At 71.9% G+C, this 24,016-nt stretch carries 20 protein-coding genes and 1 pseudogene; 8 read left to right on the top strand and 13 right to left on the bottom strand.

The window, feature by feature from the left end:
- Positions 1-3 precede the first annotated feature (3 nt).
- Both AC5R91_RS26625 and AC5R91_RS26620 read left to right on the top strand, forming a co-directional pair.
- Entirely contained in the window at positions 4-423 is a 420-nt protein-coding gene (locus AC5R91_RS26625; RefSeq protein ID WP_495394024.1) for a YciI family protein, read from the top strand.
- Positions 423-1,758: pseudogene (locus tag AC5R91_RS26620) on the top strand (RNA polymerase sigma factor). Before AC5R91_RS26625 ends, AC5R91_RS26620 begins: the two are co-directional and overlap by 1 nt.
- A gap of 85 nt (positions 1,759-1,843) precedes the next feature.
- Here AC5R91_RS26620 and AC5R91_RS26615 read toward each other — a convergent pair.
- The 7 genes from AC5R91_RS26615 to AC5R91_RS26585 form a co-directional block, all read right to left on the bottom strand.
- Entirely contained in the window at positions 1,844-2,770 is a 927-nt protein-coding gene (locus AC5R91_RS26615; RefSeq protein WP_495394023.1) for a DUF1684 domain-containing protein, read from the bottom strand.
- Positions 2,771-2,819: 49 nt separating this feature from the next.
- Positions 2,820-3,851, bottom strand: coding sequence for an LLM class flavin-dependent oxidoreductase (locus AC5R91_RS26610; RefSeq protein ID WP_495394022.1), 1,032 nt, complete (start codon positions 3,849-3,851; stop codon positions 2,820-2,822).
- Between the two features lie 52 nt (positions 3,852-3,903).
- Entirely contained in the window at positions 3,904-5,271 is a 1,368-nt protein-coding gene (locus AC5R91_RS26605) for an NtaA/DmoA family FMN-dependent monooxygenase (RefSeq protein ID WP_495394021.1), read from the bottom strand.
- Between the two features lie 90 nt (positions 5,272-5,361).
- On the bottom strand, positions 5,362-7,146 hold the full coding sequence (gene nikE / locus AC5R91_RS26600; protein WP_495394020.1) for a nickel ABC transporter ATP-binding protein NikE: 1,785 nt from the start codon (positions 7,144-7,146) through the stop codon (positions 5,362-5,364).
- A gap of 14 nt (positions 7,147-7,160) precedes the next feature.
- Positions 7,161-8,069 carry an ABC transporter permease gene (locus AC5R91_RS26595; RefSeq protein WP_495394019.1) on the bottom strand — a complete coding sequence of 303 codons (909 nt, stop codon included), beginning with the start codon at positions 8,067-8,069 and terminating at the stop codon, positions 7,161-7,163.
- Positions 8,070-8,071: 2 nt separating this feature from the next.
- The gene (locus AC5R91_RS26590; RefSeq protein WP_495394018.1) at positions 8,072-9,097 is read right to left on the bottom strand and encodes an ABC transporter permease; all 1,026 of its coding nucleotides are present in this window, start codon (positions 9,095-9,097) and stop codon (positions 8,072-8,074) included.
- Between the two features lie 217 nt (positions 9,098-9,314).
- The gene (locus tag AC5R91_RS26585) at positions 9,315-10,868 is read right to left on the bottom strand and encodes an ABC transporter substrate-binding protein (protein WP_495394017.1); all 1,554 of its coding nucleotides are present in this window, start codon (positions 10,866-10,868) and stop codon (positions 9,315-9,317) included.
- A gap of 677 nt (positions 10,869-11,545) precedes the next feature.
- On the opposite strand from AC5R91_RS26585, the gene AC5R91_RS26580 reads away from it, so the two are divergent.
- The gene (locus AC5R91_RS26580; protein ID WP_495394016.1) at positions 11,546-12,232 is read left to right on the top strand and encodes a CGNR zinc finger domain-containing protein; all 687 of its coding nucleotides are present in this window, start codon (positions 11,546-11,548) and stop codon (positions 12,230-12,232) included.
- A 295-nt stretch (positions 12,233-12,527) separates the two neighbouring features.
- On the opposite strand, the gene AC5R91_RS26575 is transcribed toward AC5R91_RS26580, so the two are convergent.
- Positions 12,528-13,085 carry a MarR family winged helix-turn-helix transcriptional regulator gene (locus AC5R91_RS26575; protein WP_495394015.1) on the bottom strand — a complete coding sequence of 186 codons (558 nt, stop codon included), beginning with the start codon at positions 13,083-13,085 and terminating at the stop codon, positions 12,528-12,530.
- A 103-nt stretch (positions 13,086-13,188) separates the two neighbouring features.
- Between AC5R91_RS26575 and AC5R91_RS26570 the strand changes: the two genes are divergently transcribed.
- Complete coding sequence (locus AC5R91_RS26570) at positions 13,189-14,766, top strand: MDR family MFS transporter (RefSeq protein ID WP_495394014.1); 1,578 nt, start codon at positions 13,189-13,191, stop codon at positions 14,764-14,766.
- A gap of 55 nt (positions 14,767-14,821) precedes the next feature.
- On the opposite strand, the gene AC5R91_RS26565 is transcribed toward AC5R91_RS26570, so the two are convergent.
- From AC5R91_RS26565 to AC5R91_RS26555, 3 genes are read right to left on the bottom strand one after another with little or no spacing between them, the layout of a single operon-like run.
- Complete coding sequence (locus tag AC5R91_RS26565) at positions 14,822-15,589, bottom strand: MerR family transcriptional regulator (RefSeq protein WP_495394013.1); 768 nt, start codon at positions 15,587-15,589, stop codon at positions 14,822-14,824.
- Positions 15,590-15,601: 12 nt separating this feature from the next.
- Entirely contained in the window at positions 15,602-16,396 is a 795-nt protein-coding gene (locus AC5R91_RS26560) for an ABC transporter permease (protein WP_495394012.1), read from the bottom strand.
- Positions 16,393-17,364 (bottom strand): ABC transporter ATP-binding protein, encoded by a 972-nt coding sequence (locus tag AC5R91_RS26555; protein WP_495394011.1) that lies wholly within the window; start codon positions 17,362-17,364, stop codon positions 16,393-16,395. Before AC5R91_RS26555 ends, AC5R91_RS26560 begins: the two co-directional genes overlap by 4 nt.
- Before the next feature lie 196 nt (positions 17,365-17,560).
- Between AC5R91_RS26555 and AC5R91_RS26550 the strand changes: the two genes are divergently transcribed.
- From AC5R91_RS26550 to AC5R91_RS26535, 4 genes are all read left to right on the top strand, one after another.
- A complete protein-coding gene (locus tag AC5R91_RS26550; protein ID WP_495394010.1) occupies positions 17,561-20,239 on the top strand; it encodes an FAD/NAD(P)-binding protein in 2,679 nt (892 codons plus the stop codon).
- A gap of 61 nt (positions 20,240-20,300) precedes the next feature.
- Positions 20,301-20,591: a helix-turn-helix domain-containing protein gene (locus tag AC5R91_RS26545; protein WP_495394009.1), complete on the top strand. Its 291-nt coding sequence runs from the start codon at positions 20,301-20,303 to the stop codon at positions 20,589-20,591.
- The gene (locus tag AC5R91_RS26540; protein ID WP_495394008.1) at positions 20,584-20,772 is read left to right on the top strand and encodes a hypothetical protein; all 189 of its coding nucleotides are present in this window, start codon (positions 20,584-20,586) and stop codon (positions 20,770-20,772) included. The genes AC5R91_RS26545 and AC5R91_RS26540 overlap by 8 nt, the downstream gene beginning before the upstream one ends.
- A 239-nt stretch (positions 20,773-21,011) precedes the next feature.
- Positions 21,012-22,373, top strand: coding sequence for a glycosyltransferase (locus AC5R91_RS26535; RefSeq protein WP_495394007.1), 1,362 nt, complete (start codon positions 21,012-21,014; stop codon positions 22,371-22,373).
- 25 nt (positions 22,374-22,398) lie between these two features.
- Here the strand turns inward: AC5R91_RS26535 and AC5R91_RS26530 are convergent, their stop codons facing one another.
- Positions 22,399-22,587, bottom strand: coding sequence for a hypothetical protein (locus AC5R91_RS26530; RefSeq protein ID WP_495394006.1), 189 nt, complete (start codon positions 22,585-22,587; stop codon positions 22,399-22,401).
- A gap of 45 nt (positions 22,588-22,632) precedes the next feature.
- On the bottom strand, positions 22,633-23,997 hold the full coding sequence (locus AC5R91_RS26525) for a TIGR02679 family protein (RefSeq protein WP_495394005.1): 1,365 nt from the start codon (positions 23,995-23,997) through the stop codon (positions 22,633-22,635).
- Positions 23,998-24,016: the final 19 nt, after the last annotated feature.

Raw genomic sequence — 24,016 nt, 5'->3', positions numbered from 1 at the left:
ACGATGGCGAAGTACATGCTGATCATGCGGGCCACGGACGAGTCCCTGGCGAAGATGATGGCGACGCCCTTCGAGGAGATGCTCGAGATCGTGGGCCGTTTCAACGAGGAGCTGATCCGGGCCGGCGTACTCGTCGCCGCCGAGGGCCTCGACGATCCGGCCCAGGGCGTGGTGGTCGACTTCGGCGGCGAGACTCCGGTGGTCACCGACGGCCCCTACGGCGAGACGAAGGAGCTGTTCGGCGGCTTTTACCTGATCGACGTCGCTTCGAAGGAGGAGGCGGTCGAGTGGGCCCGGCGCCTGCCGGCGAGTGCCGGCGCGAAGTGCGAGATCCGCCGGGTGCCGACCATCGACGAGTTCCCGCAGGACAACGAGTGGATCATCAGGGAGCGTGCGTGGCGCGAGCGGACCGGCCAGCTCTGATGCCCGCGGCCGTCGATGGTCCGCCGCGTGACGAGTCGGCCCGGCGGGCCGTCGAGGCCGTCTGGCGGATGTCCTCCGCCCGGATCGTCGGCGCGCTGGCCCGCTACACCGGGGACGTCGACCTCGCCGAGGATGTCGCGCAGGAGGCGGTGGCCCAGGCGCTCGTCGCCTGGTCGCGTGACGGCGTGCCGGCGAACCCGGTGGGCTGGCTGCTCACGACCGCACGGCGGCGCGCCATCGACGGTTTCCGCCGCCGGTCGGCCCTCGACGAGCGCTACGCCCTGCTCGCCGGCCAGCTCGCCGAGGGCGAGACCAGCTCGAGCCTGTGCTCGGCCTCGGCCTCGGGCTCGGGCTCGGTGCCACCGGCGGACCGGTCGGACGACCTGCCGTGGGATCCCGACCGGATCGACGACGACGTCCTCGCGCTGACGTTCGTCGCCTGCCATCCGGTGCTCTCCCCCGAGGCCCGCGTGGCGTTGACGCTGCGCGCGGTCGGCGGGCTGACGAGCGAGGAGATCGCCCGGGCGTTCCTGGTACCCGTCGCGACGGTCCAGGCGCGGATCACCCGGGCGAAGAAGACCCTCGGCGCGGCCAGGGTGCCGTTCGCCCTGCCGCCGGCCGAGGAACGACGCGGCCGGCTCGGTGGTGTCCTGAGCGTGCTCTACGTGATCTTCACGGAGGGCTCGACGGCGACCACCGGGGACAGCCTGCTGCGCCCCGACCTCGCCTACGAGGCCATCCGGCTGGCCCGGACGCTGGCCGCACTGATGCCCGTCGAACCGGAGGTGCACGGGCTGCTCGCCCTGTGCGAACTCACCGCCGCCCGCTTCCCCGCCCGCACCGGTCCCGACGGCGAGGCCGTCCTCCTGGCGGATCAGGACCGGCGCCGCTGGGACCGCTCGGCGATCCGCCGCGGCCTGGCCGCCCTCGAGCGGGCCGCGGCGCTCGGGGCCGCCGGCCTCGGACCGTACGGCCTGCAGGCGGCGATCGCCGGCTGCCACGCGTCAGCACCGTCGGTCCCGGAGACCGACTGGGAGCAGATCGTGCTCCTCTACGAAGCACTCGGCCAGGTGGCTCCGTCCCCCGTCGTCGAACTCAACCGGGCCGTCGCCGTCGCGATGGCGCAGGGACCGCAGCAGGCCCTGGCCATCGTCGACGACCTCGTCTCCACCGACCGCCTGGCCGGGTCGCACCTGCTCCCGAGCGTGCGGCGAGCTGCTCGGCCGGCTCGGCCGGACGACGGAGGCCCGATCCGAGCTGGAGCTCGCCGCCCGGCTGTGCCGCAACGACCGCGAACGAGCGGTCCTCCTACGCAAGGCGGCCGCGCTGGCGTGACCGTCCTCCGCGGTTCCGCGGTTCCGGTGGGAGGACCAGCGGCCGCGCTACGCCCCGGGCGTCCCGTACAAGGAGCACCTGCCGGTCATCGGGACACAGCGCGTTCCTCGGTCTCGGCGGGCTCGGGGCGGAAGGTGGGGATCTGCTCGCCTGCCTCGATCGGGATCGGGAGGCGGTTCTGCGGCGGGGCGAGCGGGCAGGGAGCGTACGGGGTGTAGGCGCACTGCAGGTTTCCCGCGCGGTTGAAGTCGAGCACGATCTGCGTGCTGCCCGGGACGGGCAGGGGCGTGGTCAGCCGGCGGCTGGCGCGGTAGGTGGTGACGCCGCTCGTCGCGTCGGTGAACAGGATGAGGCCGGCGCCTGGGAGATGCTCCGCGCGTAGGAGGATCAGCCGCCACTCGGTACCGTCGAGCGCGAAGACGGCTTCACCGACGGCCTCGTGGGTGTGCACGATGCCGTCGACCGCCGCGGCGACCTCGACCGGGCGCGGGGCGGGGAACGGCTCGAACTCGGCCGGGATCACCCAGGCGGGGTCGTAGTCGAACGCCGGCGTCCGGACGTAGGTCTCGCGCAGCAGGTGCCGGGGATCGAGCGAGCGGAGCAGGTCGTGCCCGCCGCGGCGGGACAGCTCGACGACGACGTCGCCGAACGACGCCGCCCGCCGGAACTCCCGCTCGCGGACGGGGCCGAACACATGGCGCCCGGTCACGGTCGCGCCGTCGACGGTGAGGGACTCCCCGGCGTCGAGGTCGACGACCGGCCCCTGCTCGCCCGTGGCCCACCGTCCCGGGAAACCCTCGACGCGGCCGGGCTCCTCGTCGAGGAAGTGCAGCGCGCTGTAGGCGAGGAAGCCGTATGGCTCGCGCCGCTGCTGCTCGGCCTCCTCCCGCCACGCGTCCCATTCGGCTCGCGCGGCCGCGACGGCGGCCGCGCTCCCCGACGCCGGGTCGGTCAGAGCCGACGTCTCGGTTGCAGCCGACGTCTCGGTCACGGTCTCGGTTGCAGAGGTCATGGTCGGTTCCTCACCTTCGATGGGCCATGCGCGTTGACGTCGTTGACGGTCACGCCGTCGCTGCCCGGTCGTACGCCGGGAGGCGCGGGAAGATCTCCTGCGCGATCAGCCGAAGTCCGTCGCGGAACTGGGGGGAGGACTGCGGCAGCGGGACGCTGAACAGGTAGTCGGTCGACCGCGTGAACGCGGCGTCCTGCTGGAGCTGCTCGACGATGTCGTCCGGGGCGCCGTACTTCACGTTCGACCTGGCCAGGAACTCCTCGGCCGTGGCCGGCGGGCCGCCCGGGGTGACGTACTGGCCAGGGTTGCGGCGCAGCTCGGAGTCGAGCAGGGCGATCGCGTCGCGCTTGGACGCCGCCGGGAGCAGGACGCGGGAGATGCCGATCCGCGGGCTGCGCTCACCGGTGTGGGCGTCGAGGTAGTCGTTGATGAGACCCGCCTGGACCTGGCCGGCGTCCCCGGACGGGACGAGGCGGTGCAGGAGCAGCCGGTCACCGGCGCGCCCGATCTCGGCCGCCGTCCGCGAGTTCCCGGTCGCCTGCCACAGCCGCGGCAGCAGCCCGGCCGGCGGCGGGTACAGCTTCACCTCCTTGTCGCCGGCGGCGATCGTGCCGGCGAGGGCCCGGCGCAGATCGGCGAGCGCGTGGGCGTACAGCGACTCCCGGTCGTCCTCGGACAGGTTGAAGGCCTCGAAGGCGACGGTGGAGAAACCCCCGCCGTTGCCCTTGCCGACGCCGAACTCCAGCCGCTCGCCGCTCAGGGCGTCGACCAGCGCCGCCGTCTCGGCCAACCGGATCGGGTTGTCGAAGGTCAGCGGGACCACCGCGGTTCCCAGCCTGATCGTCGTCGTGGTCTGCGACGCCGCCGCGAGGAAGGTGAGCGCGGACGGGAGACCGATGAGGGTGAAGTGCGCCTCCGCGGCCCATGCCGTCTCGTAGCCGAGCTCCTCCGCGAGGCGGATGACCTCGAGCGACTGGTTGTACGTGCGGGCGGGCTCGCCGTCCGCGGGAATCGTCAGGAACAGCGACAGGCCGCGCTGCGGATGCGATGTCACCGGATTCGATGTCACGTCCACGGTCACCGTCAGGACCTCCAGTTCACGACCATGTTGATCTCATTGCTGACAGGCATTACTACCGCCGTCCCCCGTCGCGGACCGGACCGCTGGACTCCCCCGCCGCCGCGCCGCCGGGCCGTGCGCCGGAAACCCCGAGGTTGTCCCGCAGGGTGTCGTGGGCGTACTCGCGCCGGAAGCGGCCGCGGTCCTGCAGCTGCGTCACCACGCCCTCGATGAACTCGACGAAGCCCGCGGGCTGGACGTCGATGTTGATGACGAAGCCGTCCGACGCCCGCGTGTCGACCCATTCCACGATGTCGTCGGCGACCTGCTCGGGGGTGCCCACGATCAGCCGCTGGCCGCCGGAGAGGTTGTGGAACAGCAACTGGCGGATGGTCAGCCCGCGGCGCCGCGCCTCGGCGACGAGCTGGTCGCGACGCGCGGTCACCGCCGGCGCGGCGGCACGCGCCGCCAGCTCGGCGTAGGGGAGCTGTGCGTCGAGGTCGAGCCCGGAGACGTCGAACTCGAGCTGCGCGGTGAGGAGCTCCACGAGCGGCCCGACGGCGAGCAGTTCGTCGAGCTCCCGCTTGCGCTCGCGGGCCGCGGCCTCGGTCGCCCCGAGGACGGTGAACAGCCCCGGCAGGACGAGCAGATCGTCGGGATTGCGGCCGTTCGCCGCCGCGAGCCCCTTGACCTCGGCCGAGAACTCCCGCGACAGCTCCGGCAGCCGCTGCGAGGTGAACAGCGCGCCCGCCCAGCGGGCGCCCAGCTCCTTGCTCTGCCTCGACGCCCCGGCCTGGAAGAGCACCGGGCGGCGGCCCCGGTAGCCCCCGGGCAGCGGGAGCACCCCGGACGTCCGGTAGAACTCGCCGGTGACATCCGCCGGCCGGGTGCGCCGCGCGTCGATGTAGACGTCGGCCGCGGCGTCGGCGACCACGGCGTCCTCGGGCAGCGAGGCCCACAGCGCGTCGACGGTGGAGATGAACTCCTCGGCCTTGCGGTAGCGCGTCTGCGGATCGAGGACCTCCTCGACACCGAGCGCGGCGCGGGTGACGTCCTCCTGGCTGGTGATGATGTTCCAGCCGGCGCGTCCCCTGCTGACGTGGTCGAGGGTCGCGATCGAGCGGGCGAGCAGGAACGGGTTGCCGTGGATCGCCGGGTTGGTCGACACCAGGCCGATGTGCTCGGTCTCGCGCGCCAGCGCCGCGAGCAGGACGGTCGGATCCGTCCCGCGCCACGGCCGGCGGTAGGAGGCGGCGTCGAGCGAGCCGAGGCGGTCGGCGATGAAGATCGCATCGAAGCGGGCCCGCTCGGCGAGCCGCGCGATCTCGGTGTAGTAGTCGATGCCGGCGATCCAGTCCGACGTCGGCGGCAGGGTCTTCCAGGCCGCGTCGTGGCGGCCGGTCGCCTGCAGGTTCAGGCACAGTCGCACCTGTCGAGTCACGAGTATTCCTTGCGGTCGTCGGGAGCGGGAGGTCGTCGGAAGCAGGTGGTCGTCGGCGTCAGGGGGCGTCCGCGTCAGGGGGCGTCGACGTCAGGAGACGGCGAGGCCGGCCCGCAGCCGTTCGCGCTGCTCTCGGTCGGCCGGTCGGGAGGTGAGGGTCGGCGCCGACTCCACGAGCAGCCGGGTGTAGGGATGCGACGGCGCGCTGACGATGCGCGCGGTGTCGCCGGCCTCGACGATCCGGCTGCGGTAGAGCACGATCGTCCGGTCGGAGATCCCCGCGACCGAGCCGAGATCGTGGGAGATGAACAGCATCGCGACGTCGAGGGTGGAGCGCAGCTCGCGCAGCAGCTCGAGGATCGCGACGCGGTTGGCCGAGTCCAGCGCGCTCACCGGCTCGTCCAGGATCAGCAGGCGCGGCTCGCCGATGAGCGCCCGGGCGATCGCCACCCGCTGGCGCTGCCCGCCGGAGAGCTCGCCGGGGAACCGGTCCAGCAGCGACTCGTCGAGCCGGACGGCGCGGAACTGGCGGCGGACGGCGTCGTCGATCGCCGCCCGGTCGAGCCCGCCCCGGATGCGCAGCGGTTCCGAGACGGACGCGGCGACGGTGTGCTCCGGATCGAGGCTGCGCAGCGGATCCTGGAACACGTACTGGACGACGCCGTCGCGGCCGAACGCCCGCCGCTCCCGCCCCGACAGGTCCGTGACGTCCCGCCCGCCGACGTGCACGGAACCGGCCGTGGCCCGCACCAGGCCGAGCACCGCGCGCGCGAGGGTGGACTTGCCCGCCCCGGACTCGCCGATGACGCCGACGGTCTCGCCCGGGCGGATCACCAGGGAGGCGTCCTCGAGCGCCTGTTTGCGCCCGCGCCCGCGGCCGAAGTGGACGCCGAGCCCGTCGACCCGCAGGACCGGCTCCGTCGACTCGGGCACGCTCGAACTCCTGGGCGCCGGCACCGACACCGACGCCGCCACCGGCACCGACGCCGACGCCGCCACCGGCTCCGGCGGGCGCGGACCGGCGGCGGAGGCGCTCAGGCCATACTGCTCGTGCTCGGCGACCAGCAGGCGCGTGTACTCGTGCTGCGGGGCGTGCAGGATCGCGGCCGTGGGGCCCTGCTCGACGACGTGCCCCTCGCGCATGACGAGCACCTCGTCGCAGAGCTGGGCCACGACGGCGAGATCGTGCGAGACGACGACGAGCGACAGCCCGATGCGGTCCTTCAGCTCGACGAGCAGGTCGAGGATGCCGGCCTGCACCGTGGTGTCGAGCGCGGTCGTCACCTCGTCCGCGATGAGCACCTCGGGTTCGAGGGAGATCGCGATGGCGATGAGGACGCGCTGCAGCATGCCGCCGGACAGTTCGTGCACGTACTGCTCGTAGACGTACTCGGGATCGCGCAGGTGGACGGCGTCGAGCAGCTCGACGGCCCGCTGCTTCGCGTCGGCCCGGCGCAGCCCCTGCTTGACCCGCAGCACCTCCTGGACCTGCTTGCCGACCCGGATCGACGGGTTGAGGTACGACGCCGGGTCCTGGAAGACGGCGCTGATCGAGGTGCCGCGCAGGGCCGTCCACTCCTGCGGGGACAGGCCCCCGACGTCGCAGCCGAGCAGCTCGATCGATCCGCCCGAGACCTCGAGGTGCTCCGGCAGGACGCCGAGCACGGCCTTGCAGGTCAGCGACTTCCCGCTGCCGGACTCCCCGACGATGCCGACGACCCCGCCGCGCCTCAGCCGCAGGCTCACCCCGTGCACCAGCTCCTCGTCGGCGGCGTCGTTGTGGATCCGCACGTCGGTCAGCGTGAGCACCGCGTCGCGATCGGCACGGTCAGCGCGGGCGGCACGGGCGGCACGGGCGGGCGCGCTCGGCGTCATCTGCTGCTCCTCAGTCATGGCCGGGACGGATCTGCCGGGTCCGCCAGGTCTGCCAGGGCGGCGAGCCGCCGGGTCCGGTTGGACCTGGCGGTCTTCGCGCCGGTCAGGGCGCGGCCGGTCTCGCCCGCGGCGTCCCGGATGGCGTCGGCGAGGAGGTTGCAGGCCAGGACGGCGGCGAGGATGAGCAGGGTCGGGAAGATCGGCGCGTACGGCTTCTGGGCGAGGTAGCCCAGGTCGGAGGCGAGGATCCCGCCCCAGGTCGGGGTGGGCGGTTGGATCCCGATTCCGAGGAACGTCAGGCTCGAGATCACCACCAGCCCGACGCCGAGGGTGTTGGCGAGGGTGACGGCGATCGACGGCAGCACCTTGGACCACACGTGACTGCGGACGATCCAGCTCGTCGATGCCCCCGCGATGGCGGCCGCCTCCACGTACTGCGACCGGGCGACGGACATCGTCGCCGCCCGGCTCACCCGGTAGAACACGGGCGCGATGAGCATGCCGACGACGATCATGGCCTGGGTGATCCCGTTGCCGAGCAGCGCCGTCATGGCGACCGCGAAGACGAGGAACGGCAGTGCGATGAACGTGTCGACGACCCGCAGGCTCAGCCACTCGAACACCGAGCCGAGATAGACCGACAAGATGCCGGGGATCGTGCCGAGCACCAGGGCGATCCCGGCGACCTCCAGCGCGCTGAGGATGCTCAGCGGCGCGCCGGCGAGGATGCGACTGAGCACGTCGCGGCCGATGTAGTCGGTGCCCAGCCAGTGCTTGGCCGAGGGCCCCGCGAGCGTCTGGTCGCCGCCCTTGAGCGGGTCGTAGGGCGCCAGGACGGGGCCCAGCACGGTCACGAGGGCGATGATCGCGAGCAGCGCGAGGGCGACCCGCGCGGTCGTGAGCCGCAACACGGTTCTGAGCACGGTCAGACCCCCCGGTTGGCGTCGGGGGTGACGCGGTTGAGCACGATGTTGACGAGCAGGTTGAACACCACGACGAGGACGACCGAGACGACGAGCACGCCCTGGACGGCCGGCACGTCGCCGCGGACCGCGGCCTGGCTGGCGTACACGCCGTACCCGGAGAGCCCGAAGATCGCCTCGATGATCACCGCGCCGCCCAGCAGGTTGGGGAACTTCAGGCCGAGGACCGCCACCGCCGGCGCGACGCCGTTGCGCAGCACGTGCACGAAGAAGATCCGGCGCGGGCCGAGGCCACGCACGATCGCGCCGGTGACGTAGTTCCCGCGGTAGGCCGACACCAGGCCGTTGCGCAACTGCCGGGCCACGTCGGCGGCCGTGTCGAAGCTGAGCGCGATCGCGGGGAGGATGAGATGGCTCAGCCACGGGCCCAACCCGGCCTGGATCGGCACGTAGCCGGCGGCCGGCAGAATCTGCAGGCCGACCGCGAACACCGCCGCCAGCCCGATCCCCACGATGAACGGCGGCAGCACCGAGATGACCGTGGTGAAGGTCGTGATCGCCCGGTCGGGCCAGCGGGTGTGGAAGTGGGCGGCGAGCGCACCGAGTGCGAACCCGAACACGACGCCGATGACGAGCGCGACCCCGGCGGCCGAGAGAGTGATCGCGGCCCGCTGGCCGAGCGCGTGGGCCACGCTGAGCCCGTTGTACCAGCTCGTCCCCAGGTCGCCGTGCAGGACCGAGCCGAGCCAGTCCCCGTACTGCACGAGGAAGGGGCGGTCGAGGCCCCACTTGTGCTCGATGGCCGCCACTGCCTGCGGGGAGGCCGCGTCGCCGAGCTGCAGGTAGGCCGGGCTGCGCCCGCTGAGATGCCCGAGAAGATAGGTGAGGAAGGTGCCGAGCAGGAACACCGGGACGAGGATCGCGAGCAGCCGGGCGGTCGAGGTGACCGCCCGGCCGATCCGGTGAGCGACCACGCCACGACGGGCGGCAGGCGGCGGCGCGGTGAGCGCGGGCGGTGGTGCGGACACTGGCTTCTACTCCCGTTGATCTTTCGTCGTGCGGGCTACTCGCTGGTCGGTCGGGTCGGTCAGGTGGGAGGGGTCCGGTCGGGTGGGCGAGGTCGATCGGGTGGGAGGGGTCCGGTCGGGTGGGAGGGGTCCGGTCGGGTGGGAGGGGTCGGTCGGGTGGGTGAGGTCGATCGGGCAGGCGGGGCCCCGTCCTCACGGACCCCGCCTGCGCCGTTTCTCAGTCGCCGTGCGTGAACGTGACGCCCTTCCAGCTCAGGAAGCCGTCGATCGCGGGCAGGTCGGAGAGCGACTTCTTCTTCGCGATGGCGGAGGCGTAGGTGTAGAGCGACACCGTGGAGCCGTTCTCGTAGCCGGCCTTGGCGGCGGCCTGCAGGCGGGGCCCGTAGTCCGGCGAGTCGATGGGCGTGGCCCGGACCGCCTTGAGCGCCTGCTGGAAGGGCGCGGACGTGTAGGGAGAGCTCAGGTTGAGCACGCCCCCGGTGTCGTAGTGCTCGGTCAGCGCCTGGACGTGGGAGTCGCGGCCGACGTAGCCGAAGATCGACGCGGCGAGGGTCTTGCCGTAGTACCCCTTGCCCCAGTTGGCGAAGTCGGCCAGCTTGATCGTCGTCCTGATGCCGACCGCCTTGAGCTGCCCCTGGAGGACCTCCGCGACCTGGTCGAAGTTGTTGGCGACGCCGGCGATCTCGAAGGAGATGGCACCGTCCGCGTAGCCGGCCTTCGCCAGGATCTCCCGGGCCCGGGCGGGGTTGTAGGGGTGCTCGGATTCCAGCGCATCGACGTAGGCCGGGTGCCCCTTGGGGAAGGGCTGGTGGTTCGGCTCGCCCTCACCGAACCCGAGCTTGGTGGAGAACTCGGCGGGGTTGACGGCGTAACGGATCGCCTCGACGACCTTCGGGTCGGTGAACGGCGCCTTGTTGATGTTGAGGCTCAGGAAGGTCGACCCCCACTGGCGGTTGACCCCCGCCAGGATGTCGAATCCCGCGCTGCGCGCCTGTTGGATCTGCGACCCGTCGATCTGGGCGAAGTTGTACACGCCGGACTGCAGGCCCGGCACGAGCGTGCTCGCGTCGATGCCGAAGTCGATCTCGATCCGCTTGACGTGGATGTTCGCCGCGTCCCAGTAGCCGTCCCACTTCTCCAAGACGATCTTCGATTCGGGGACGATCTCCACGACCTTGTACGGACCGGCGCCGACCGGAGCCGTCTGGTTGAGCTTGCCGGGGTCCGCCTGCGCGGCCGCCTTGCTGGGCAGCATGCCGCCGCGCACGGAGAGCAGGCGGGGGATCTGGTAGTCCTGCTGGCCGAGGTCGAGCCGCACCGTGAGGTCGTCGATCACGGTCGCCGACTTCACGTTGTTGTACGACCCCTTGAGGGCCGAGTTCTGCTGTGTCTTGATCCGGTCGATGTTGAACTTGACGGCCTCGGCGTTGACCGGCGTCCCGTCCTGGAAGGTCAGCTTGGGCTTCAGCCGGATGGTGATCTGGTCGCCGGCCTGGTTGTACGAGTAGCCCTCGGCGAGGGCCGGTTTCACCTCACGCTTCTCGTTCAGCGTGAACAGCGACTCGTAGATGGGCGTGAGGTAGTTCGTCGCTCCGGTCGATCCGGTGACGACCGGATCCCAGGCGGCCTGGACCTGCTTGGTCCCCCAGTGGACCGTGTCCGAGCCGCTCCCCCCGCCGGCGGCCGCGCTGGTCGAGCATCCGGCCAGAAGTGCGCCGGCCGTCACCAGTGCGGTGAGGACACCGAGGCGCCTCTTCCTCGTTCTGATCATTTCTCTCCGATCGGGGGATCGTTCGGGTGCCGCCGTGGCTGCAACCGGCGGGTCGTCGCACGACGGGCGCGTTGGTCCGGGCGACGGGTGCGAAGCCCCGTCGCCGATGTCGACGTCGATGTCGGTGTTGGCGTCCTCGTCCCGACCGCCCAGCCGGGTCTGGGTGCCCGGCGACGCGCATCAGGAGGACGTGTCCGAACCCGGCGCCACGCCTGTGGGGCGCCGGGCGGACTGTGGAGGTACTGCTCGGGGGGTTACCGCTCGGGCGGGCAGCCGCTCGCGGCGGACCGCTCGGGGGGACTACTCGGGGTCGTCAGGGATGGTGTCGCGGACGACCCAGGATCGGCCCCGCGAAGATGACGTATGGGTCGTGGCTGGAGCACGCGCGCTCGGGGGCACCGACCGGCCCCCTGCCCCTCAGCGACAGCGGGCGCTACCGGTGCGCATGAGGTCGACCTCACGGCAGGTGACGAGCGGCATGAGCACGCGAAGGCGCGGCACGCCTGTCCTCGGTTCCTCGATCGCCACGGGACCGATCAAAGCCGGCCGAGGCGGCGATGTCAACCCATGTTGTAATGATTTTGATCAGAAAGAACCCGCAGTTCCGCCGTCCGGGCCTCCCGTCTCATGACATCATCCCTTGACGACCTCCAGGGTCCCGCAGTCCAAGGAGTCACGTGTCCACCTCCGTTGCGGCCGAGCCCGCCCCGATGCGCACCAACGCCCGTCTCAGGCCGGTCGACACCGGCAGCCTCTGTCTCGATCTCGTCGCCACCCGCACGCCGGGCGGCCCGGACCTGCTCGAGACGGCGGACGACACGGCGGCGTGGCTCGACACCTTCGACCTGCCGACCCCCGCGGCCGGGCTCACGTCGCGTGACCTGGACCGGATCCAGGCACTGCGCGCCGCGGTGGACCGCCTCGTCCAGGCCCGGCTCGCCGGCGCCGGCCCCAGTCCCGAGGACGCCGGGCACCTCAACACCTGTGCCACGCCGCCGACGCCGACGTTCTTCCTCCGCGGGGATGCGTGGGGGCGGGTCGAGGTCCCACAGCCCGACCTGGCCGGCGTGCTGTCCGTTCTCGCGCGCGACGCGGTCCACCTGTTGACCACGAGCGAGCCGAGCCGCCTGCGCTCCTGCGAGGGCTGCGGCCTCGCCTTCTACGACCGCTCGCCCTCCGGCGCCAGGCGCTGGTGCTCGATGAAGCGCTGCGGCGAGCGCACCGCCTCCGCCAACTACCGCCGCCGCCACGCCGACGCCGACGCCGACGCCGACCACAGCGCCATCCCGGCCGACGCGGCGACGGAATCGACCGTGTCGTCGGCGAACCCACGTTCCCGGCGAAGCCCCGCGTCCAACCACTGACTCCGGAGCTGTCCAAGGGGCGTGCGTTCGACGGCGGACAATGAATGCCGTGATCAGCTCGCCGAATGATTCGGCCCATCCACCCTGGCAGCCGTTGGTGGTGACGGACGACGCGCATGCCCACTACACCGCGAGCGGCTTCACCCCTCTGGCCAACATTCAGCGGTGGATGCAGTGGCGACGCGACACCGGCTCCGCGTACACGCCCGATCCCTGGGCGCCAGGTCCCCCGTCCAGTCAGAGCTCCTGCACTTCCGCTGGGCCCCCTATTCACACCGAACCGGACGGCTGCCGATCAGTCGGACGGGGATGTGACGGGGCGCGGGCGCATCGCCGCGGGGATGGTGGGCTCCGCGTCGACGACGCGCACCAGCAGGCGTAGAAGCTGCTTCTGCTCGTCCGGCGAGAGCATCAGGACCGACGCCGGGGGAACGGACAGCGCCTCCTGGGCGTGGGCGAGAACGCGTCGGCCCTCCTCGGTCATCGCGACCGTCTTGGCCCGCCGATCGGTCGGGTGCGGCTCTCGCCGGGCGATGCCGCGGCGCTCCAGCAGGTCGACGACGCCGGTCAGATAACTCGGGTCATAGCGAAAAGTCTCGACGAGCTCGCGCATCGGACGCGGGGCACTCGACAACACCATCATGATCTTGAAGGCGGCGGGCGTGATATCGAACGCCTGGCAGACCGCGTGCATCCGGCCGGGCGCCTCGCCGCTGAACATCAGCGCCAGGATGGCGCGCCACGCTTCCCGGGCCGTCGCCTCACCGTCCGTCGCCCCACCAGCCAGCGCCTCGCGCGTGGCCGCGCCCTGGGCGATCGCCGCTCCGGCAGCCTCCCGAGCGTCCTCGATCATGCCTCAATCGTAGCGGTAGGCCGGCGCCAACATATCGTGGTTGCCACTATATATTTGACACCACTCAATGAAACTCGCCGCCGCCTTCCCCATGGAGACCAACATGCCTGACCAACCCCACGCGGCCCCGCCGCCCGCAACCGCCGCCCCCGATCCCGGGCCCGCGTCGGACGACAAGCTCGACCCGGCGCTGATCCGGCTGTCCGCCACGGTGATGCTCGGCGCGATCATGGTGATCCTCGACACGACGATCGTCTCGGTCGCCATCCACGCGCTTGGCGGCGAGTTCCACACGTCGCTGTCGACCATCTCCTGGGTGACCACCGGTTATCTGCTCGCACTGGCCGTCGTGATCCCACTGGCCGGCTGGTCGGTCGAGCGGTTCGGTGCGACGAGGATGTGGAACATCTCCCTGACGCTGTTCGTCGCCGGCAGCGCCCTGTGCGGTGTCGCCTGGTCGGCGGAGACGTTGATCGCTTTCCGGATCCTGCAGGGCCTCGGCGGCGGCATGATCATGCCGATCTGCATGACCGTGCTCGCCCAGGCCGCGGGCCCGCAGCGGATGGGCCGGGTCATGAGCATCATCGGCGTCCCGACGCTCATCGCGCCGGTGCTCGGCCCGGTCATCGGGGGTCTGATCGTCGACCATCTCAGCTGGCGATGGATCTTCTACGTGAACGTACCGATCGGCGTGCTCGCCCTGTTCCTGTCCTGGCGCGTGCTGCCCCGCGACGACCGCGGCTCGGCGCACCACCGCCTTGACCTGCCCGGCCTGGCGCTGATCTCGCCGGGGCTGGCGGCGCTCGTCTACGGCCTGTCCGAGGCAGGCAACGGCGGCGGCTTCGGGGCCGCGAAGGTGCAGGTCAGCATCGCCCTCGGCATGGTGCTGCTGGCCGGCTTCGTCGGGTACGCCCTGCGCCGCAACGGCGCCCTGCTCGACATGCGGCTCTTCCGTGACCGGACGTTCAGCATCGCGAGCCTCACGACCTTCGCGATCGGCGGGATGCTGTTCGGCGCGATGTTCCTGTTGCCGCTGTACTACCAGGTCGCACGCGGGCAGAGCGCCAGTGACGCCGGACTGCTCATGGCACCACAGGGACTGGGCGCCATGATTGCGATGACGATCGCGGGACGGGTCGTCGACCGCCGCGGCGCCCGGTCGGTCGTCCCGCTCGGCATGGCGCTCGCCCTGCTCGGCACGCTCCCGTTCACCCAGGTCGACGCGCACACCAACGAGGTGCTGCTGGCCCTGTCCCTGTTCGTCCGCGGTCTGGGCTTCGGGGCGGCGATGATGCCCGCGATGACCGCCGCCTACGCGACGATCGGGCCGGCGACGGTGCCGCGCGCGACCACGACCCTGAACATCCTGCAGCGGGTCGGCGGATCGCTGGCCACCGCACTCGTCGCCGTCGAGCTGCAGCACGCCCTCGCCAGCCGGCTGCCGGGCACCGGTGGTGCCGACGGCGCCCTCACCGAATCGGCGGGGGCGAAGCTTCCCGGCCCGGTCGCAGACCAGGTCGCCGAGGCGTTCGGCGTCACGTACTGGTGGATCATCGCGCTGACCGCCGGCGGCTTCGTCGCCAGCCTCTTCCTCCCCGGCCGCCCCACTGCCCCCACGGCGAACGGCCCTGCCCACGCCCAGCCGCGGACCCCGCGGCCCGAACCGGTCGTCGTGGAATAACCGCAAGAGTTCGTCGGGGGTCGCCGACCGGGTCAGTCGGTCAGCCGAGGCGGCGCTATGTCGGACAGATCCGCTCGAGCTTGGTCCAGCCGCGCCAGCCGCGCTCCTCGAGCCGTTCCAGGAGCCGGCGGGCGACCGGCACCGAGTCGAGGAAGACCGAGTCGAGGAGCTCCGCGAGCTCGTCGGTCATCTCCTGGTCGTGGCTATCCCATCCCTCGGCTTCGGCGGCCTCGAGAGAGGCGACCAACCTGTCGGCCAAAGCCGTCAGCCGCGGGTCGTCCACCTCCCAGTCGATCATTGCGACCAGATCCCAGTAGAGTTCGACCGCCGCCGGGTTGTCGAGCTGCTGCTGCTTCGTCTTCATGTAGAACGGCATGTGCTCCGGGTGTTGGGCGGCCACCAGGATCCAGGCGTCCCGCTCCCCCTCGATCATCAGGTCCGGCAGTCCGAGCTCGCGCAGCCGGTCGAGGTACGCCACCGCCTCCGGCGGCAGGGCCAGACTGTCCCCGGCCGCGAGCTGCGCGATCCGTTCGCGGTGCCGCTGCCGCTGCCTGATCTCCGCGCGCAGGCGCCGGTCGATGTCGGCGACGGCGGCGGCGAACTCCTCCTCGCCCGCGGCCAACAGCTCGCGGACGCGCGCGAGCGGCACGCCGGCGTCGGCGAGCGTCCGGATCCTGACGAGCTCGACGACAGCGGGGGCGCCGTAGCGCCGGTAGCCGGAGTGGTCGCGCTCCGGCTCCGGCAGGAGACCCTTGGCGTGGTAATGCCGCACCGCGCGCACGGTGACGCCGGCGTACGACGCGAGCTGGCTGATCGTGAGCACCGCGCCAGTCTCCTATTTCGCGGGCACGCGGAGGAACAGCCGGCGCGACCAGAGGTAGCCGAGCAGCGCGATTCCGACGCACCAGCCGATCGCGAGCCACAGGTCGGAGTCCGTCGAAGCGCCCGTGACGAGTGCGCGGAGGGTGTTGATCATCGGGGTGAACGGCTGGTACTCCGCGAACTGGCGCAGCCCGGTCGGCATCGCGTCGGTCGGCACGAAGGCGCTGCTGACGAACGGCAGGATCACCAGGAACAGCGGGGTGTTACTGGCCGTCTCGACGCTGTCCGCCGCCAGGCCCATGCCGACGGTCAGCCAGGTGAGCGAGAACGCGATGAGGATCAGCAGCCCGATCACACCGAGCCAGCCGAGCGGACCGGCCTCGGAGCGGAACCCGAGCAGGAACGCGAACGCCGTCACGATCACCACGGCGAAGCCGGTCCTGAGGACGGCGCCCAGCACGTGGCCGGTGAGCACCGACACCCGGGCGATGTCCATGGTGCGGAACCGGGCGATGATCCCGGTGGTCATGTCGGTCGCGGTCGAGATCGCGGTGCCGAGCGCGACGCTGGCGACGGTCATGAACAGGATGCCCGGCGTGATGAAGACGAGATAGTCCCTGCGGTCTCCGCCGCCCGCCTGGCCCGGCAGGCCGGCGCCCAGAGTTCCGCCGAACACGTACACGAACAGCAGCAGGAACAGGATCGGCTGGGCGATCAGAATGATCGACAACGAGGGGTAGCGGCGGATGTGCAGCAGGTTGCGCCGCAGCATCGTCGCCGAGTCACGGACGGTGTAGGTGGTGCTCATGCGGGGACCTCCTCGGATGCGGACGCCTCGGATGCGGGCGCCTCGGCCGCGCGGCCGGTGAGCGCGAGGAACACGTCGTCGAGGTCGGCGGAGGAGACCGTCAGGCCGGCGACGCCGTCGTCGTCGAGGCCGTCGAGCACGCGGCGCAGCCCGGCGATGCTGCCGTCGCCCGGTACCTGCAGGGTGAGTGCCTCGGCGTCGGTGGTGGCCGCCGGGTGCGCCGCCGCTGCCGCGGCCAGCCCCGCGGCGTCGGTGAACTGCACCGACACGTGCCAGCCGGGCACCCGTCTCTTCAGCTGGGCAGCCGTCCCCTCGGCGACCAGACGGCCACGGTCGAGGACCCCGATCCGGTCGGCCAGCTCGTCGGCCTCCTCGAGGTACTGCGTCGTCAGCAGCACGGTCACGCCGTCGGTGACCTGCTCGCGCACGATCGCCCACAGGTCGCGACGGCTGCGCGGGTCGAGGCCGGCCGTCGGCTCGTCGAGGAAGATCAACCGGGGCCGGGCGATGAGCGTCATCGCCAGATCCAGCCGTCGCTTCATGCCGCCCGAGTAGGTCTGCGCCCGCCGGTCGGCCGCGTCGACGAGGTCGAAGCGCTCCAGCATCACGGTCACCGCGGTGGTCGCGGTCGCCCGCTCCAGGTGCGCCAGATCGGCCATCAGCCGCAGGTTCTCACGACCGGTGAGCAGCTCGTCGATCGCCGAGAACTGCCCGGTGACACCGATCGCGGCGCGCACCCCGGCGGGCTCGCGTCGTACGTCGAAGCCGGCGACGCGAATCTCGCCGTCACCGGGTGTCAGCAAGGTGGAGAGGATGTTGACGACGGTCGTCTTGCCGGCGCCGTTGGGTCCGAGCAGGGCGTAGACGGTGCCCTCCGGGACGGTCAGGTCGACGCCGTCCAGCACGGTGTGGTCGCCGTAGGACTTGGTGAGTCCGGAAACCTCGATCGCGGAGTTGGTTGCGGTCATGCCGCCATGCTGGAACCCCGACGCAGGGTCAAGGTCAAGCCGGTGCGCCCGGAAATCTGGACCTCCCCGCCAACGTAACGTTCTGTCGATCCGGGCCACGGTCCGCCCCGTCTGTGCCTAACCTGAATCGACCGGAATGGACGGGGAAGGAGCTCTCTATGCCCAGGTGTCCGCACACGTACTGTCGACGGTCCCGATGAGTGCGCCGGTGGTCGTCGCGGTGGTGGGTGGCGGGGCAAGCGGTTGCCTCGCCACCGCCCAACTGGCAAGGTCCGTGGCGGTTACCGGCCGAAAATTCACGATCTTGCTCGTCGAACCGGACGACGTCGGTGAGGGCCTGGCGTATCTGACCCGGGATCCGCGGCACCGGCTCAACGTCCCGGCCGCGAAGATGAGCGCATTCGACGATGACCCGCAGCACTTCCTGCGCTGGCTTCGTCGGCATGTCGCGGTCGACTTTCCAGCCAGGGGTTACGCGCCCCGCCAGTTCTATGCCGACTACCTCCGCCACACGCTGGAGGAGACGCTGCGCGCCGCGAGCGGAGTGCACTACGAGCGGGTGCGCGCCCGCGCGACGGACGTCCGCCGGCACGGCCGCCGGCTGCGCCTCACGCTCGACGACGGGACCAGCCGTCCGGTCGACGGTGTCGTCCTCGCGCTCGGACACGGCGCTGCGACGACGTCGTGGGCTCCGCCGGCGCTGGCCCGGTCGCCGCGGTTCGTCGGTGATCCGTGGCGGGCGGATTCCCAGCCTCGCGTCCCGGCCGGCAGCGAGGTGCTGCTCGTCGGCTCGGGCCTGACGATGGCCGACATGGCCCAGCGCTGGAGCCGGGCCGGCGTGCGCCTGCACGTGACCTCGCGTCACGGGCTGCTTCCACTCCCCCACGTTCTGGACCCGGCGCCGCCGCTGGCCGCCCCGGAGTTGCCCGACGGACCGGTGAGCCTCGCCCGGGCCCGCCGGCTTGTCTTCGATCACATCCGCGCGGCCGGTGGCGACTGGCGGCGGGCCGTGGACGCGATGCGCCCGGTGACGGCCGAGCTGTGGTCACGCCTGGACGCCCCTGCCCGGTCGAGCTTCGTCGCCACGACGATGCGGCGCTGGGACCAGGTGCGCCACCGCGTCGACCCCGCCATCCACGCCTGGCTGGAGCAACGCCGCGCCGAGGGATCGCTGGTCGTGCACGCCGCGCAGGTCGTCGACGCTTCCGACACCCCGGCCGGCGTCGAGGTCTCGCTCAGTGACGGCTCGCGGGTACTCGCCGCGGCCGTGGTCAACTGCACCGGTGCGGGCGCCGGTGTGCGGACCAGCCATGATCCCCTGGTCATGAACCTGCTCGCCGCCGGCCTGGCGACCCCGGACGGCCTGGACCTGGGCTTCGCCACCGAGGCGTCCGGGCGGCTGGTCGCGGCCGACGGGCCCCGGCCGGCGATCTGGGCCATCGGACCGTTGCGGCGGGGGGAGCTGTGGGAGAGCACGGCGATCCCCGAGATCCGCGGCCAGGCGGCCGCGCTCGCCCGTGCCATCGTGGCCGCCCTGCCTGGGCCACGGGTCGTCCGGCGGGTGCGCGACCCCTACGGCCTGCCCCTCACCGCCAGCCCGGAGGCAGCCGGTCGCTATGTCGCCGGGCTCGGACGGATCCTGCGGGTACGGTCCGGAGCCGAGACGCTGGTGGCCGAAGCGGTCGCGGCGGACCCCCAGTTCGCCCTCGGGCAGGCGGTGCTGGCGCTGCTCGGTGCCGAGTGGGGCGCCGACGTCGACGTGGAAACGGCTCTGCGGAACGCGCAACGCCACGCCGGCCGGGCCGACGAGCGGGAGCGGCGCTTCATCGAGGTCGTCGCCGCCCGCATCCACGAGCCGGGCGGAGCCGGTTCGGCGGCGGCACTGCTCAGCTACATCCAGGCATACCCGGAAGACGCCCTGGCCGTCAGCATCGCCGTGCCGACAATCGCGTTCAGCGGCGCGACGGAGATCCCGGCCGAGGCATGGGCCCTGGTCGAAGGACTGGCTGCCGTCTACCGCGACGACTGGTGGTACCGGGGGCTGCTCGCCTTCACCCGCCAGGAGCAGGAGAACTGGGACGAGGCGGCCGAACTCGCCGCACTGGCGCTGGCCGTCGAACCGACCGCCGGCCACGCCGTCCACGCGAAGACCCACGTCCACTACGAGACCGGCGACCACGAGGCGGGGCTGGCCTGGTTGGACGCCTGGATCTCGACCTGTGGGTCGGATTCGTCGCATCGGGCGCACTTCTCCTGGCACGCGGCCCTGCACGAACTCGCACTCGGTGACGACAGCGCGATCCGGGCGCGTTTCTCGACCCAGCTCTCGCCGCCGGCCGTCTCCGGCGTCCGGGCGCTGATCGACTCGGCGTCGCTGCTGTGGCGCGGCTTCGCGGCCGGCGCCTGGACCTCGCTGGAACTCGGACCGGTGTTGGCGACCGTTCCCGCCGCGTTGCTCGTCGATCCGCCGACGCCCTTCGTCGGGCTGCACTCGGCGGTCGCCCTCGCCGCCGCGGGCGACTGCCGCCGACTCGCGCAACTGCGCCGGTCCGCGGCCGCCCGGGGCAGCGCGGCGTTCACCGACACCGTCGCGCCGCTGGCTGACGCCCTGATGCACCTCCTGCACGGTGACCCCGACCGGGCGACCGACGCACTGATCGCGTTGCCCGGCGTCGAGCGGCTCGGGGGCAGCGCCGCCCAGCGCGAGATCGTCGAGGACACCACGATCTACTGTGCCATCCAGGCCAACCGGCCCGACATCGCCCAGTCGCTTCTCCAGACTCGACTCGACCGCCGCTGCTCCCCCCGCGACGTCCACCGCCGCGCACAACTCCTCACCGGCCAGCACACCGGGCGCTCGTCACCGAGCGAGTGAGCAGCCGCTGCCGGGGCACCGCCTTGGCCACCTCAGCCGCCTCGGCCGGCGGCTGCTCTGTGTGGAACCGTTCCAGCCCACGCCGCTCGGCGACCCACTGGGCTTCAATGATGTCGGACGCGCGCGGCGTCGCACCCCGGGACTGCGCCGCGAGGAGGTGGCGCAGCTGGCGGACATGTCCACCGACCACTACACACGGCTGGAGCAGGCCAGGGGCTCACGCCCGTCCCGCCAGATGCTCGCCGCCGTCGCCCGCGCGCTGATCGTCTACACCGCCCGTCCGGGCAGCAGGTCCTACGAGCGGCTGGAACTGCTGCGCGTGGTCGGCCTCCAGGATCTGAGCCGTGGCTGAACCGCTCCGCACGATCCAGCAGATCGACGACGCCGTCGCCTCCCTCGGCCTGGACATCACCGACGAGGAGGCCCTCCGTCTGGAAGCCCCCTACAACCCCCGCCACGACTTCCAGGGCATCTCCGACGAACGCGAACTCGAGCGCATCAAGGCCAGCATCCCCGGCTACGCCACCCGCTGACACCGGGCCCGCCGGCTTCGCCCCCCGCACCCCGCGACGGCGTCGGAAAGACCACCGAGTGAGAGACCCCGGCGGCGGCTGTAAAGATCCTTGGTGCCTTGGTCGTCCGATACCATCGGCCCCTGTGGCGGTAGCGTCCATCGTGTCCGTGACTGGCCGGGCATTCCCACCACAATGGTCAGACCATCGCCCCGCCGTCGAGCGGCTCTTGGTTCATCGGCTCCCCGTTGTGTTTTCTGTTGTCGACGACGAGGTTGACTGTCCTCGGCATCGGCTCGGCGATGTTCGTGTCCTTCTGGAGAGGGGTCGTCGTGCGCGTCGCGATTTTCGCCGTGGGCACCCGCGGTGACGTTCAGCCCGCGGCCGTGCTCGGAGCCGAACTGGTCCGGCGCGGGCATGAGGTGATCATGGGTCTGCCGGGTGAGATCGCCAGCTTCGGGATCCGAATGGGTGTCGAGGTGTCGCCGATCGGCGCGGAGCCGCGCGAGTTCATGGGATCCGAGGAAGTCCGGCACTGGCTGGGCGCGGGCGACGTGCGGCAGGTGATCAAAGGATTCATGGACTTCAAGCGCCAGAACACCGACCGCATCGCCGAGGCGATGGCGGAGGCCAGCGACGGGGCGGATCTCATCGTCTCCGGGATCCTCACCGAGGACGAGGCGGCCTGTATCGCGGAATGGCGACAGGTGCCCATGGTCAGTCTGCACCACGCGCCGCTCCGCCGGAACAGCGCTTTTCCGCTTTTCGTCCTCAGTACCCGCCGACTCCCCGGTGCGGTGAACCGTATGATGTATCCACCGATCGAATTCGCCGGCTGGCGCGTGATCGCCGCGGACGTCAACCGGCTGCGCCGCCGGCTTGGTCTTCCGCCGACCCGTGAACCCACCCCGACCAAACTGGCCCGGGCCGGAACGACCGAAATCCAGGCGTTCAGCCGCTTCCTGGTGCCGGAACTGGAGAACTGGGATACACGCCGACCACTCGTCGGTTTCCTGGGACTGTCTCCGGAACAGCGGCGGCTGCTCGGGGAGGACAAGCTCGACCCGGAGGTCGACGTGTGGTTGGACGAGGGCGAACCACCGGTCTACTTCGGATTCGGGAGCATGCCCATCCACAACGCGCGAGGCACGCTGACGTTGATCGAGCGAGTGTCGCGTTCCCTGGGGGTCCGCGCGTTGGTCAGCGCCGGATGGACCGATCTGCCCGCGGGGATCAGCTCGGACGGTCAGGTCTGTGTGGTCGGGGCGCTCGACCATGACGCGGTGCTGCCCCGGTGCCGCGTCGCGGTGCACCACGGCGGCGCCGGCACCACGGCGGCGTCGATCGGCGCCGGCCTGCCGACCGTCGTCTGCTCGGTCCTCGGCGACCAGCACTTCTGGGGCGCCCGGCTGCAGCGGCTGGGGATCGGGGCCACGCTGCGCTTTTCCGACCTCAACGAGCGAGTGCTGGCCCGGGCCGTGGAACCGCTCCTGCACCCCGGGCGGCGGGAACGGGTGGCCCGCTTCGCCGCCCAACTGAAGTCCGACGATGCCGCCGGTCGCGCCGCCGACATCCTGGAACAGGTGCACGGCTCCCGGCCGACCCGGCCCCGGGTGGGTTAGGCGCCGGACCTGACGTCGCTCCCGGTCACGAGCCGCGGCGGCTACCGGCGAGGTCCTCGGCTCCGGTCTCGACGCGCGCTACATGATGTTCGTGTTTGTAGTTGTGGACGTGTCCGGCGAAGGCGTGGTACGGGCGGTCGGCGAGCGCGGCTCGGATGCGCCTCCAGGCCGGGTGGTCGCCTTGCCACAGCGGCATGTGCATGGACAGGAACATGGGCCTCCGTGGCAAGTTCAGGCAGCGGTCAACCTGGGCGCCGGCTCACGTCCCGGTCCCGGCCTCGGCGAGGTCGTCGAGGAGGGCGTCGAGAACCGCTTCCTCCTCGACGCGGCGGCGGTGGGTGGCGAGGGCGTCGGCCAGGTCCGGGTCGAAGCGGGTGCGGACCGGGCGACCGGTGAGCGCCCCGAGGCCGGGGCGTAGCGCGGCCTCGTAGTGGGCGCGGTCGTAGCGCCATGGGACGGCGTCGAACCGGTCGATGACGGTGTTCGCGATCGCCAGGCCGCCCCAGTCGAAGTCCCCGTGATAGCGCAGGAGCGCGCCCGCATCACGCAGCAACCGCAGCAACGTGCCCACGGGCGCGGCCGGCATGCCGCCGACGCAGACCAGCGGACGGCACCGGGCACCCAGGCGGTCCGCCGCGGCGCTCACGACCGTGGGGTTCTCGCAGACGAACACGGTCAGGCCGCGTGCCGCGTCCAGGACGGGCGGGTCCCGCACCAGCTGGCGCAGCGACAGGTGCACGGGCTGGCCGGCTTTCCGCCACAGGTCGAGCACCCGGCCGGTGACGCTGCGCGCGTCTCCCGGAAGGCCGAGCGTCAGCGCCGGCAGGGCCAGCTCGCTGACGAGGACGCCGACGGCGGCCCATGCCTCGCGCCGCCACTCGGCGGATCGCACGCCGCGCACGGCAGGTTCCGCCTGGGCGTCACTCGGCGCAACGACGTCCGCCGGTGCGCCAGCCGGCTCAGCGAGGTCGTCCGACTCGCCGCCGGTGCGGGCGGCCGGGCGGCCCAGCAGGGCGACGGCACCGAGCACCAGGGTGGACAGTGGGCGATCCGCGTCCAGCCCGTGGCCGTCACCCAACACCTGGGCGGCCAGCACCGAGATCGGTACGCCGTCGGCCGGCAGCGCGTCCAGGACGGCCACTGCCGCCTCCATGAGCTGGCGCCCGTGTGCCGGCCCGTCACCGAGCCGGCGCAGCAGGCCGGTCGCGGCGAGATGCCCGGTCCAGCCGGCGAGGGCAGGCCGGGCCGCCACCAGCGGGTCCGCGACGACGATCGCCGCGTCCCAGCCGCGGGCCGCCTCGGCGGCGGCGGCCGCGAGGTCGGTGACCGGGCCGGTGAGCGCCACCACGGCGGCCGCGAGGCTCGGCGCGCAGCCGCTACGCCGCACCACGGCGTCGATGTCGCCGAGGTCCACCCGCAGGGAACGCCCCGATCGGGGCCGGGAGCCGAGCAGGCCGGCGACGGCCGCGCGCTGCTCGTCGGTCGCGTCCGGCAACGTCACGGCGCCGGTGAGCGGCGTGCCTCGCTCGAGGCGGGCCCGCGCGCGCTCGACGATCCACCACGACGGCGGTCCGAACAACCGCGCCAGGCGAACGGCGTCGATGCCCCCGTCGGTTCCTGTCATGGGACGACCCGCTGTCACG

The sequence above is a fragment of the Frankia sp. BMG5.60 genome (genome assembly GCF_059428125.1).
The sequence above is the reverse complement of the archived record's forward strand: the minus strand, read 5'-3'. Positions and strand labels throughout refer to the sequence as shown.